This window comes from Desulfovibrio diazotrophicus (assembly GCF_902498985.2).
Lineage (GTDB): Bacteria > Desulfobacterota > Desulfovibrionia > Desulfovibrionales > Desulfovibrionaceae > Desulfovibrio > Desulfovibrio legallii.
Genome location: NZ_OX346397.1, coordinates 1,754,119 through 1,765,905, shown reverse-complemented (window position 1 = coordinate 1,765,905; position 11,787 = coordinate 1,754,119). Strand labels below are relative to the sequence as shown.

The window sequence follows — 11,787 nt, the reverse complement described above, 5'->3', positions numbered from 1 at the left end:
GCAGGTGGACCACATCTAACCGCAACAATATTCTTTTCAGATCCAGGAGGTCATCGTGAAGATTTACGCCGTCAACGGTGGACCCAGAAAAAAACACAATACCGCAAAACTGTTGCAGGCTGCCCTTAGCGGCGCTGCCGCCGCGCCCTGCGCCGAGGCCGTGGAAACGGAGATGATTCACCTGTATGATCTGGATTTTCAGGGCTGTATGAGCTGTTTTGCCTGCAAGCGGCTGGGGGCAAAAAGCTATGGCCGTTGCGGCTTCAAGGACGCCCTTTCCCCTGTGCTGGAAAAACTTTCGCAGGCGGACGGCATCATTTTCGGCAGTCCCATTTACTTCGGCAACGTTACCGGCAAGCTGCGTTGCCTTCTGGAGCGGCTGCTGTTCGCCTATCTGGTGTACGACAAAGCCTACAGCACGTTGGCCCCCAAGCGCATGCCCACGGCCTTTTTGTATGACATGAACGTGAGCCGCGAGGAAATGGAGCAGTACGGCTATCGCAGCGGCCTTGAAAGAATGGAGATGTTTGTGGGGCGCATTTTCAGCCGGCCCGCAGTGCTGCACGTCTGCAATACCTATCAGTTTGACGACTACAGCAAATACAGGGCCGAGCGGTTTTCAGAGCCGGAAAAAGCCGCCTGGCGCGACAGTCACTTTCCGCTGGATCTGGCGGAGGCCGGGCGCATGGGCGCGGCAATGGTCACGGGCGGCAGGCAGACGGTCTAACCTGATAAACAGGGGTATGCCCCATGAACAGGGGTATGCCCCTTGCTTTGCGGGAGATCCGTTTGACGTGGACATGTGTTGCTTGATACTATATAAAAAATATGCAAATATATCCTTGACGAGGGTAGGAGCATGTCCGCAGCGCATTTGAATGGCATTCAAGAGGTCAAGAGTTCAATTCTCTTCAGCTCCACCAGATATTTAAAGGGCTTACGATGAAAATCGTAAGCCCTTTTTCTATTGCCATGCGTTTTTGTGCCATCTCTGTGCCATATTTTTCAGTGAAGCAACGTGACCATCTCTGATTGATTGGGAACATAGCTCTTTTTCCCCGTCTCAATACCTCTGCAGAAATCTGCGCCTCAAGGATTCAAAAATCCCCCTCCGCATCACGCCATCCCACAGCGATTCCTCCAGACATGCCCACAGCCCCCCCCCTCATAAAAAACTCAAGGGTAAATTCAACAAATAACGCTAGTTAGCGTAAAAGTTGCCCCATTCTGTCACTAGGAAAGCAACTCATTTTTCCTCAATCTGTGATCGTAGAACGAATTTGAGGAGAGATGTATGGACGCTCACCCTGATGACCATAACCTGGACGACATCCTTATCGAAGCGGCAATCACGGGCCTCGAAACTTCAATGCCCGCTGTATTCGCTCGCCGGGAAATCCCCAAGTATGTCGGCGGCTCGCTGACCGTCGGCACCCTTGCCAACCTCGGTAAGGATGGTCCGCCCTACTTCCTGGTCAACAAGCACGCGACCTACGAAAAAAACTCTTTCCTGAAATGGTATCGTTCGCAGATCAAGAAGGCAAGGTGATTCCTGATCGGCCTTTTGCCGACGAGCTAATTTTTAACCACGTCTTGAAAAAGCGTGCTACCACTTGAGGTTGATATGTCTTGTGAAACCCCAAAAACAATGCAGGGAGCCAATCAAATGGAAACAGAAAATCAGAACGGAACAATCATGTCCAAGGATACTTTTGCAGCAGTCACGGCCATCCAACAGGAAATCCACGCCATGTTGCAGCTTCCCGCAGAAGATCTGAACAAGGTTTCTCGCCTTGAGTTGCAGTTGGACTGGAAGCCCGTACTGACCGTAAACATTCATCCCAAGAACTCCTAATCATAGACGGATGGGCAGGTGTTCCTGCCCATCCGTCTATGGAGGATATATGTTCGATTACAAAAAATTATTGCACAAGGCTGTGAGCTCGGGCAAGCCCGTCTCAGAATCTAGCCCGTTGTTTGTGGATGCTGATGTGGCAGACGCCGTTTCCAGCATGACCATTGACACTGTTGCCCAATATGCACCTTCTGCCCGTTACAAGAAGCAGAAGTTGCCTCCTAGCGACTATCGTACCCCACCTTCTCACAAAGTTCACACGTCTGCCACATTGCAGCGCCTTGCCACAACGTGGTCCTATGTGCAGAAGCCATCGGTGCCCAAGGGCTGCCTGAAACTGGCTGGAAAAATAGATTTTTCTCCTGCCTTTCTAGCCGCACTTGGCACAGCGAATGCTACCGATATCCACGGGCTTGAAAACATGCTGACCCTTGAGAATGTTTTTGAGTCTCTTATCGAACAGGAAGCCTCCCATCAGTTTCGCGCTGGCAGAAATAGCCATCTTCAGACACTCATGGGCATAAAAGAACATGGCTTATTGGTTTCTGGTTCCGTTGGGAATGATGGTGCGCTGCACTGGCACCTGAACCATGGCAAAGCCAAGGGGTCGTCATGGACTGCTTTGGTGGGCAGCGTTTTGAACCTGTCCAGAATGGATTCTCTGGCGACCCTTGCGAGTTTCCTCAATATGAATTTTGACAATCTCTATCAGCTTTCCAGCACAAAACATGCTGCAGAGCTTCATACAGGTTTGTGCCCGGTTGACGAGGTGCCTACGCACCTCCATCTGCGGAGTCTTCCAGCAGGAGGTGCCTGTGCCGATCTGGTAGAGAAGGTGTATAGCTACGGGCATGCCGGGCAGATAATCGGTGCCATTCTACGCTACCGTTTGAACGGCAAGGACTTCTGCCTGCCCGCCACCGTTGGGCGGAATGTTCTCTGCGTGGGCAAATTCAAGGCCACAGCCCATTGGCTTGATCAGCACCTTATGGACACGCAGCCTTACGCCACCCTCGTGCTCTGTCAGGACATGCGCACCGCCCTGGCTTTCAGACGCATGATGCAGAAAAAAAGCGAAGGTGAACCAACGGGAATCATCGTCACGGCCCACCTGGGCAGTGATCTTTCCGTTTTGCCCTCAAATTACCTGCATGGGCGTCATGTGGTATTCGTACCTGCCCCGACCAAGTACGATTTGGCTATGGTCAAGCTGTACGAGAATATGGCCGCTCAGGTCAACGCACTGAGTTTCAAGGTATATAAAGGTTTTTTGCTTCACTCAGCCCCCCATTGCACGTCATCCGAAGAAGTGGCGGGCATCAGTGAGCTGGAATCACAACTGTTGGACGCTTCTATTGTTCTTGAGGACTGGGAGCGGCCTTCGTTGCTGGTCAAATACATCACGGAGCGTTCTGTTCCGTATGCCGAGTTCAAGGCATGGGGCCACCGATTGGGCCTCTTCAAAACTACAGAGCAGGATTCCAGCGGAATGACTACTTCTGCTAATAATCTTGTATTATTTCAGCCCCAATCCGGCTCTGCCGCACAGCAATCTGCCCACATCACGGACGTTGACACTTCGCAGGTTTTTTCACCGGGTGGTATTGTTCTACTGCACGGTTTGAAAGATGCAGGAAAAAGCATGTTTTGCTTTGCTGCAGCCAAGGCGCTTATCACAGGGGAAAAACTGTTTGGCCTTTTCCGTTCTGATAAGACAGGCAAAATTGTGTATGTGGACAGCGAAACGCCACAAGCCCTTCTTGCGGAACGCCTGAATCAGTATGGTATTGCTGGGGAAGTGGGACAGCGTTTGTTCCTGCTCTCGAAGTTTGATCATGCAGTCCCGGACTACGCCTTTTCTCTCACTGATCATGTATTCCGTGACAAGCTGGAAAACACCTTGCTTGAGCGTGGCTGCCGTTACCTTTTGCTGGACAACCTCACTTCGCTGATGGATGAAGGCAGGGTCTACCAAAGCAGTGTGGTCAGCGGATTTTTTCAATGGGTTGAAAAACTTCAACAGCAGCACGGCATTTGCACTATTTTGGTACATCATACCCAGGATGATGCCAATGCAGGCACGGGGTCAGCCAAGGCACGTGGCAGCCAGGAATTTTCCATCCGTGCTCATACGGAAGTTGTTTTAATCCGGGCTACGGAAATCCTTGAAAAAAGACTCGGCACTGAGGCCGTGCTGCAGGCAGCAGCGTGTGATGGCCTGACGCTCGGGGTCTGCTTTAAAGTCTGCAAGGCGGCCTGCGTGCTGCAGAAAAAGACATTCTGGCTTCATTTGCCGCTGGGTGCATCCCAATGTCGTTTTCTGGGTGTAACCGGGGCAGACGGGCATGAGGTTGCTTATTCCCCTGCCGCTGTGAAGGGTACCGATCTCACGCCTGCGACATCCGCGGGGCCTGACCGCGAAGAGGATGGTCTGGCTGGTCTTAATCTGTCTCAGGATGAACAAAAGGTGTACGCATATATTACGGAGCGTAAAACGGCTCAGACCGGTGCCATCGGCACTCTTTTGCAGTGCCAGGAGACAAAGGCCAGGTCCATTTTGAAAAGGCTTGAAGCTGTTGGCCTTATTGAAGCCTTCGGTAAGGGGCCAACAGCAGGCTACAAGCTTTCCACCTGTTATGCGGAGCGCACAGCGCACTAATCCCATTGTGACAGTGCTTCATGAAGTGGCATGGGGGACCAACCTCATGCCACTTCTGGGCTGTAGCATCTCCTTGTATTCCTCGCGGCCCCTCGCATAACCCCTCGTTGGGGCAGCCATAACCCTCGTTTTATCACACGTTTATCCCCCGCGAGGGTTATCAGAATTGTTGAAAATCAACAATTTCAGCATGTTAAGCTAGCGACCATTTCCTGTGACCGGGTAAAAAATCGTTATTCTTCAAGCATAGCCTCGGCAGTCGTTGATGCCAAATGACACTGTCCCCTTAGTGGGGGGGAAGGCCCTTTTAACATTCGTTTGAACCAAAGGCCCATATGTCAGAGGGGCAGTACCTGCGGGGGCAGCTTCGCTGGTCTTCGGCATACCTGCAATAACAACTACACCGATAAACATCATCTACCGACATCGAACTCATGGGGCCATCCAATCTCATTACTCCGCACCTAATGATATGCAGAAGCTAATTCCCTCAACCTCACATGTCAGATTTAGCTTGGTTGGCTTGAGGCATTTAACTTAAACGACTTGATTCTCTGTAATAACAAATAAGGTATGATTGTAGTACTTATATAAGAATATAGAAGCATAAGAATATAGAAATATTATAGCTATAAGTATTACAGCTATGCCACAACAAGTGGCATAGCTAGAAATACAAACATGAGAACGATATAGATATGTGAACACAAAACAGTAAGCAAGAAGAAACACAGACAGGAGATTCAAATGAACAACATAAACTTTAGACCTATGATGCACGATGATGACCATAGCCTGTATAGACCAACTATACGTGACAATCTAGCAACACTCCTTACGGAGTACGCAACGTTACATAGCAAAACAATGGTTATTCGGTTTGATGTAACCTACCCCAAAATGTTTAAGGCTATCGAAGACAATAGCGACATATCAGCTCTCATGAAGTTGTTGATTCAACAGTGTTCACGCAAAGGGGTATCCCCAGCGTATTTCTGGGTGAGAGAGCAATCTCTTAGAAGCAACAACCAACACTATCACTGCATGCTTTTGCTCGATGGTAACAAGACTCGTAGGTACTATCCCTACATTGAAGCAGCAGAAGAAATATGGGGAAGGATACTCAATGTGGACCCTCTCGGATTGATTCATTATTGCAATAGATCCCCTGAGGGCAACAGGCAAGTCAATGGCATCATCCTACGCAGTGATGACCCCTACTACGAAGACAAGATTGATACCGTTGTCCGGCAGGCCATGTACTTGGCTAAAGACCACACCAAGGGGATCTACAACGATGGTGTTCGTGATTTCGGCATGACACGTTTGGCGAATATCTCACGCCGTAGATCTCATTGTGCAAGCTGTGAACGGGATGGTGCAGATAGCTTCAGCTACGCATAAACGTGGTCGGATATGCATGTGAGTCGTTCATTGCCTATCTGCGAAGAAAACTGAAAACATATACGCTGCAATAGCCCCTAGAGGGGTATCGCCCCATAGCGATACCCCTCTGCTAAACAATCTCAATGCACATACGGAAAGGATTCGAAAATGAGCAGCCTTAACAAACCACACAAAGCTTCCCCACAAAGGCTATCATTCGTGTTCAGCCTGGCTGTGCATTATGGTGTTGACGCAGAAGTTTTATCATCAATGCATTTCGGCAAAGACTTGGCTGATCTGTCTGAGATCGAAGCAGATGGCCTTATTGAAACAATCAAGAGCAACGATGCGAACTACAGTGCGGATGAGGCCCATTGCTACACCTATGGACTTGCCTTAGTGTAAACTCTACTCAAACGAATGGGCTTCGCATTTTCATTTGGGGCCTGTATAATCATAGCTCCAGTAATTCTGCCACGGCCCGCCATGCGGCACGCCTGAAATGACAACGCAACTTTCTGACTGGTTCACTGCTCGGCAAAACTTTGCGCTGATTTCCGGGGGCATGGTCGCATCCGTGCGGCTGCTTAAATGCCGCTGGGGCAAGTGCTGCAGCGATGGAGCCACCGCCTTAGGGTTCAAAGATTCTGCAAGCTGGCTAACGCCCTGCAGGTCTGCCCAAGCATCAATATCAAGATTGCCCGCAACTGTTCCCAGAAAGGCCACATCCTCCCTCGTGGCAGCAAGTAGTGCCGCAGCCCCGCCACCGCCAGAAAACCCGACCAGAATAATCTGCTCTGCCTCGCATGCAGCCTTGGCCTGGGTAATGGCCGTATCAAGGCTGTTAATTACCTCCGGCCCAAGCCGCGCTGATGTCCAGTAGCGCTTTGAACACTGCCGCCTATCCTCGCCCTGAACATATTGGCATGGTCGCGCCAGATAAAGCACGGGATCCGCCCCCGGATCAGCCATAGCCAGGCGCAGGGCAACAGGATTGCGCGGCGTGGGGTCTGCAGATGGCCGGGTGCGAGACTCCCAGGCGTGTCCGTCGCCTTCAATATACACGCGCAAAATTTTTGAGTCAGACGATAAGCCGGGACGAAGCAAGCCGCACAAAGTAAACAGCTTCGTTGAGAAGAGGCGCTCGGAAAATCCCTGCTCTTGCGCAAGAGCACTGGCTTTTTGCCGAGGCGAGGAAGCGCAGGCAGATAAAAGGCACAGAGTAACGCCCAGAGCACAGCACAGCCACGTACCTGCGTATTTTCTGCTGGTTTTACTTGTGCATCCTTTTGTGTCTGCCATGTCCTGCCACTAGCACAGGAACACCCAGTTGACCATATCTCCACGGCCCGCCGCACTTACTCCTTGGGGAGCGCGGCTGAGGCATGATGCAGCTGATCAAAAAACTCGCGGATATCCACACCCGTTGCCGCCACTAGGGCAAGAGCAGACATCACGCCAGGCTCTTGCTGCCCTTTTTCCACCGCATTGACATTGCGCAGGTTATAACCCGCGCTTTTTGCCATGGCGGTCTGCGACATGCCGACGGCCAACCGTGCCTGAACCAGTAACGGACCAAATATACTCTTAAGGCCCTCAACTGCCCCCAGTGGCTGGTAAGTCACGCTCACCCTCTGGGCTGGCGATAAGACCCCATCGCCCGCTTCGCCGACGGCTTCTTCAAAAAGAGTTTCAAAAAAATCCCCCGGATCCGCACCTACTGCGACCACCATGCGTAGCGCGAGCAGCACACCAGGCTGGCGCGAGCCATCTTCAATACGTTGAATGTTACGCGTGTGGTACTGCAGACGCATGGATACCGTCCACTGCGATATCCCCCGCTGTTGACGCTCCCGCCTAAAAGCCGGTCCGAATGGGCATGATTTTTCTTGCATGATGCAAGATTTGAATGAAATGCGGCACATTCGCTAGTAGGGTATTGACCGACGGCTAATTTTACATAATCCTCGCAACGGGAAGAACAAAGTTGTTCCAGCTTCCGCGAAGGAAGCCGGTTGGACACAACCAGACAATTTCTGAGGAGGATTGCATGCGATTTACACAAGGTGCCCTGGGTATGCTCGCGCAGCGCTACAGGGGAATTCTGAAAAAATGTCACATGCTCAATGTGCTTGGCGGAGTGGCAATTAGCACATTTTTGATGGGAAGTGCTGGCATGGCAGTTGCCGCTGCGCCCATCGCCATCAGCGACACGCATCAGGTAGGGGACGGTGCGGCAGAAACCTACACCACAATTGATGTGAACAATGGTGGCACGCTGGCCATTGCGCGCAACGCCAAGGTGAGCGGGTCAGACGTAACCGTTAACACCGGCGGCACGCTGACTTCTGCGAAGAATCTGCACTTCGGCTCTTTCAGCCCAGAGCCGGGCACGGGTCTGCTTGGTAGCAGCCTCACCCTGGACGGTGGCACTGTTAGCGCCCAACACATGGGGCTCGCCCCCAGCGGAATGGCAACCCTGAAAAAAGGTATGCTCACGCTGAATTCGCTGGACATGCGCAACGGCACATTTGCTTTTAATGTTGCAGGCGGCGACAGCGCCACTCTCACACTGCTTGGCACCACCGACGGCACGGACTTTCTTCAGGGAACAAGTCTCAGCGTTGGTGCGGGCAACAACGTTTTTCTGGGGGCGGATTCCGGCCCCGGCGGCAACCAGACATCCACCACATCTCTGGCTGTAAGCGGCGGTTCGCTACAGGTTGGGCACGGCAACTGGCAGACTGGCGACCTGACCCAGACCGGCGGGCAGGCCAAGATCAGCGGCAACGCGGTGCTGACTGTGAACAACCTCGACCAGACCGGCGGCCTGCTGACTGTGGGCGGCACCACCAATTCCGGCAAACTTGTGGTCAATGGCAGTGTGGCCAATGCCGCCTACGCTGCCGGTTCCACGGGCGTGGCAGTAACGGGTACGGGCTCCTTGCAGGTAAAGTATAATGAACTGGTCAACGCCACGGGCGATGACTTCAAAGACTCTGCCACCCAGCACGCCATCAATGTTGCCAATGGCGGAACCCTGCTGCTGAATGGCTATGCCGGTTCAGGCATGACGCTGGCTGAATTCAAAACTTTGTCAGACAAGCTCTTGGCGGCTGGCAGCACGGGCACAGTCCAAGGCATCACGGTGAGCACTTCCGGCGCATCATTGCAGGATGTGGGCGATGCCCGTCTTGCCACGCCCACAGCCGTCATAAACGGTAGCGGAGGGCTCGCTTCCGGGGCCGCAACGGTTGGCGGCATCACCGGCGCAACCACTGTCAGCGGCAATGCAGCTTTGACCCTTACGGGGCAGACTTCCGGCAATGTTCTGGCAGACAGCGGCGTCACGCTCAACGGTGGCATACTGACGTTGGGCAATCCTGCGGGCGGTTCAACCGGCGGCACGCTACAGGGCGGCATTAATGCCTCAACCGGCACCAACACTATCAACGTGATCAACGGTACACACACCGTGGCAGGGGGCCTCACTGGCAACGCAACCACTACGGTTGCCGTGGGCAGCAGTTCCAGCAACGGCACCCTTGTTGCCACCGGCGTCAGCATGAACGGTGGCCAGCTCAACTTTGACCCGCCTTTCGCTGCCGCTGGTGACACTTCAAACGCCTCCATGGGCGGTTTGACCTTCACCGCAAATACTGTGGATGCCCTGATGACAGTGGGCCAGAACAGCATGGTTTCGCTGGGCAGCACAGATGCCGAATGGCTGCGCACAGAAGTGCTGCGTTACCAGAGTGACGGCAAGGGCCTGTGGGGACAAGACATAACAGCGGCGCTCGCCCTTCGCACGCCGCAGACTTTGAGCACCACTGGCGGCATCAATGTGGATGGAACATGGGTCACGGGCGGCGCAGCTGCCACGGCCAACACCGCTCATTTTGCCAACAAATCCCTGCTTGTGGTGGACGCTGCGGGCATTGGCAGCGGCGTGGCCCTTTCAGGTGAAGCCGGGGGCACCAGCACCCTTACTGTGGATTCTGGAGCAAAACTGCACATCGTGGGCGGTCAGGACGGAGAAACGCTGAACGTCACTGGCGGCTTTGGCGCTTCCACAAAGGATGCTGCCAGCTGGACGGGAAGTAACCTGACCACAAGCACTGCTCTGCTTTCCGCCACGGGCGGCACGTTTGATACAGCCAATGGCGCATACAGCGTGAGCCTTAAGGCCAATGCGGCGTCTTCGTCCTTCCCCATGTTGTCGAACAGCATGGGGGCACTGGTAGATCGCATGGTGGTTCAGACCGGGGTAAACCCGAATTCGCCAAACGCGGGCGTGCGCTTCGTATCCCGTGCCATGAGCGACAATTACATCGGCACAACAGACCGCAACAAGGCCGCCGCAACTGTTGAAGGTGCGGCCCAGATGGCTGCTGTAGGTGCCGTGCAGGGCAGCACCCTGAGCGCTGCGACAGCTGCTTCCGGTGCGGTGCTCAACCGCACATCTATGGCGTTGCCGCGTATGGATATGAGCCAAGCCGTGGCCGTGCGCCAAGATACGGACGGCAGCCTTAGCCTCGATTCCGGCTCAGTGCCGGGGACGGACTCAAAAACGGCCTTGGGGTGTGGATCATGCCGCTCTACCAGTCCAACAATGTTTGGGGCATGAAGGCGGAGAACTTTAAGACTGGCTACAACAGCAACCTGGGCGGCATTGCCCTGGGTGCGGATTACACCATCAACGACATGTTCCGCTTTGGTGCGGCGTTCAACGTTGGTGCCGGGTACGCCAAATCCAACGGCGATTTCAACAGCACGGACAACCGCTTCAACTTCTGGGGCGTGAGCCTTTACGGCGGTTGGGTGTACAACAACTTCGGCCTCTCTGCCGATGTGGGCTATACCGGCAACTACAGCAAGGTGGAGCAGGATATGCCCGCCTCCATGCAGATGAGTGACCTCAAGGCCGACGTAACCAGCCATGCCTGGAATACAGGCCTCAAGGCGGAATACAAATTCAACGCCGGTGCGCTGGATATTATTCCGCATGTGGGGGTGCGCTATCTGGGCCTTGTGACCGATGGCTATGACGTGAAGAGCGGCGGTACGGTCTTTGAGGTGGACGAGAGCACGCAGTCCATCTGGACATTCCCCGCAGGCGTGAGCTTTGCCAAAACCTTTGAAAACGAGAGCGGTTGGCAGGTCAAGCCACAGCTTGATCTGGGTGTTATTCCGGCGGCGGGAGACGTAAAGGCCAGGAGCAAGGCCCGCGTTCCCGGTGTGAACAGCCATGCCGAAATATAGTGCAGGCCAGGCCCTACTACTATTGCGGGCGGCCTTTGCTTTGAACGTGGAAAGAAAAATTTCACCCTTTGATGCAACCGTAATCAGCAAGCTTCGGAACTCGCACTGGATATGGTCTATTTGATCCGATGCAATATACAGTTTTATGTTATTCAGGCCTGTTAATAATAACGGAGGCAGGGGTGTTCCCCTGCCTCCGTTATTATTAACTTGACAATGTTCAAATGGAGTTGAACTATTGCCTAATGAACACAAAAAAAGCTGCCACGGTTTTTGAAGCCCTGACCTCCGAGGCTCGGCTCTCCATTTTCAGGTTGTTGGTCAAACACGCGCCGGATGGGTTGGTCGCCGGAGAAATTGCTCAGAAGTTAGCCCCCCCCAAGACAAACTTATCGTTCCACTTGAAAAGTATCGTCTACAGCGGATTGGCGAGCGTTGAACGTGAGGGCCGCAACACACGGTACAAGGCCAACATTCCCCTGGTGTTGGAAACCATCGCATATCTTACGGATGAATGTTGTTCTGATAATCCGGAACAATGCCAAATGTACCGCTCTGAAAGTACAGTTGACCACGTGTTTTTGCCTGACCGTTGTAAAACGAAGTAGCATTATAAAGGATGGGG

11 protein-coding genes are annotated in these 11,787 nt (G+C 53.2%); 9 read left to right on the top strand and 2 right to left on the bottom strand.

All coding sequences use genetic code 11. From position 1 onward, the window contains the following. The first annotated feature begins 55 nt into the window (after window positions 1-55). From J7I12_RS07685 to J7I12_RS07660, 6 genes are all read left to right on the top strand, one after another. Window positions 56-727: a flavodoxin family protein gene (locus tag J7I12_RS07685; RefSeq protein WP_302413363.1), complete on the top strand. Its 672-nt coding sequence runs from the start codon at window positions 56-58 to the stop codon at window positions 725-727. A 567-nt stretch (window positions 728-1,294) separates the two neighbouring features. Further along, a complete protein-coding gene (locus J7I12_RS07680; RefSeq protein WP_374283546.1) occupies window positions 1,295-1,549 on the top strand; it encodes a hypothetical protein in 255 nt (84 codons plus the stop codon). Between the two features lie 147 nt (window positions 1,550-1,696). Then, entirely contained in the window at window positions 1,697-1,855 is a 159-nt protein-coding gene (locus J7I12_RS07675) for a hypothetical protein (protein ID WP_498793493.1), read from the top strand. A 49-nt stretch (window positions 1,856-1,904) separates the two neighbouring features. After that, window positions 1,905-4,514, top strand: a complete 2,610-nt coding sequence (locus J7I12_RS07670; RefSeq protein WP_498793491.1) for an AAA family ATPase — start codon at window positions 1,905-1,907, stop codon at window positions 4,512-4,514. Window positions 4,515-5,261: 747 nt separating this feature from the next. Beyond that, window positions 5,262-5,918 carry a YagK/YfjJ domain-containing protein gene (locus J7I12_RS07665; RefSeq protein ID WP_498793490.1) on the top strand — a complete coding sequence of 219 codons (657 nt, stop codon included), beginning with the start codon at window positions 5,262-5,264 and terminating at the stop codon, window positions 5,916-5,918. A gap of 150 nt (window positions 5,919-6,068) precedes the next feature. After that, a complete protein-coding gene (locus J7I12_RS07660) occupies window positions 6,069-6,305 on the top strand; it encodes a hypothetical protein (RefSeq protein ID WP_498793488.1) in 237 nt (78 codons plus the stop codon). Between the two features lie 30 nt (window positions 6,306-6,335). Here the strand turns inward: J7I12_RS07660 and J7I12_RS07655 are convergent, their stop codons facing one another. Together J7I12_RS07655 and J7I12_RS07650 are read right to left on the bottom strand one after the other, a co-directional pair. Beyond that, on the bottom strand, window positions 6,336-7,202 hold the full coding sequence (locus J7I12_RS07655; protein WP_498793487.1) for a hypothetical protein: 867 nt from the start codon (window positions 7,200-7,202) through the stop codon (window positions 6,336-6,338). 56 nt (window positions 7,203-7,258) lie between these two features. Next, window positions 7,259-7,714, bottom strand: a complete 456-nt coding sequence (locus J7I12_RS07650) for a helix-turn-helix transcriptional regulator (protein ID WP_498793485.1) — start codon at window positions 7,712-7,714, stop codon at window positions 7,259-7,261. A gap of 236 nt (window positions 7,715-7,950) precedes the next feature. On the opposite strand from J7I12_RS07650, the gene J7I12_RS07645 reads away from it, so the two are divergent. The 3 genes from J7I12_RS07645 (at window position 7,951) to J7I12_RS07635 (ending at window position 11,770) form a co-directional block, all read left to right on the top strand. Continuing rightward, complete coding sequence (locus tag J7I12_RS07645) at window positions 7,951-10,527, top strand: beta strand repeat-containing protein (protein WP_498793484.1); 2,577 nt, start codon at window positions 7,951-7,953, stop codon at window positions 10,525-10,527. Continuing rightward, complete coding sequence (locus J7I12_RS07640) at window positions 10,491-11,162, top strand: autotransporter outer membrane beta-barrel domain-containing protein (protein ID WP_303193230.1); 672 nt, start codon at window positions 10,491-10,493, stop codon at window positions 11,160-11,162. The genes J7I12_RS07645 and J7I12_RS07640 overlap by 37 nt, the downstream gene beginning before the upstream one ends. A 245-nt stretch (window positions 11,163-11,407) precedes the next feature. Beyond that, a complete protein-coding gene (locus J7I12_RS07635; RefSeq protein WP_303193231.1) occupies window positions 11,408-11,770 on the top strand; it encodes an ArsR/SmtB family transcription factor in 363 nt (120 codons plus the stop codon). Window positions 11,771-11,787: the final 17 nt, after the last annotated feature.

Excerpts from the sequence above, each read along its gene's own strand:
- J7I12_RS07675 (WP_498793493.1), top strand. The coding sequence starts at position 1,697 with ATGTCCAAGGATACTTTTGCAGCAGTCACGGCCATCCAACAGGAAATC.
- J7I12_RS07660 (WP_498793488.1), top strand. The coding sequence starts at position 6,069 with ATGAGCAGCCTTAACAAACCACACAAAGCTTCCCCACAAAGGCTATCA.
- J7I12_RS07680 (WP_374283546.1), top strand. The coding sequence starts at position 1,295 with ATGGACGCTCACCCTGATGACCATAACCTGGACGACATCCTTATCGAA.
- J7I12_RS07670 (WP_498793491.1), top strand. The coding sequence starts at position 1,905 with ATGTTCGATTACAAAAAATTATTGCACAAGGCTGTGAGCTCGGGCAAG.
- J7I12_RS07655 (WP_498793487.1), bottom strand. The coding sequence starts at position 7,202 with ATGGCAGACACAAAAGGATGCACAAGTAAAACCAGCAGAAAATACGCA.
- J7I12_RS07645 (WP_498793484.1), top strand. The coding sequence starts at position 7,951 with ATGCGATTTACACAAGGTGCCCTGGGTATGCTCGCGCAGCGCTACAGG.
- J7I12_RS07640 (WP_303193230.1), top strand. The coding sequence starts at position 10,491 with ATGCCGCTCTACCAGTCCAACAATGTTTGGGGCATGAAGGCGGAGAAC.
- J7I12_RS07635 (WP_303193231.1), top strand. The coding sequence starts at position 11,408 with ATGAACACAAAAAAAGCTGCCACGGTTTTTGAAGCCCTGACCTCCGAG.
- J7I12_RS07665 (WP_498793490.1), top strand. The coding sequence starts at position 5,262 with ATGAACAACATAAACTTTAGACCTATGATGCACGATGATGACCATAGC.
- J7I12_RS07650 (WP_498793485.1), bottom strand. The coding sequence starts at position 7,714 with ATGCGTCTGCAGTACCACACGCGTAACATTCAACGTATTGAAGATGGC.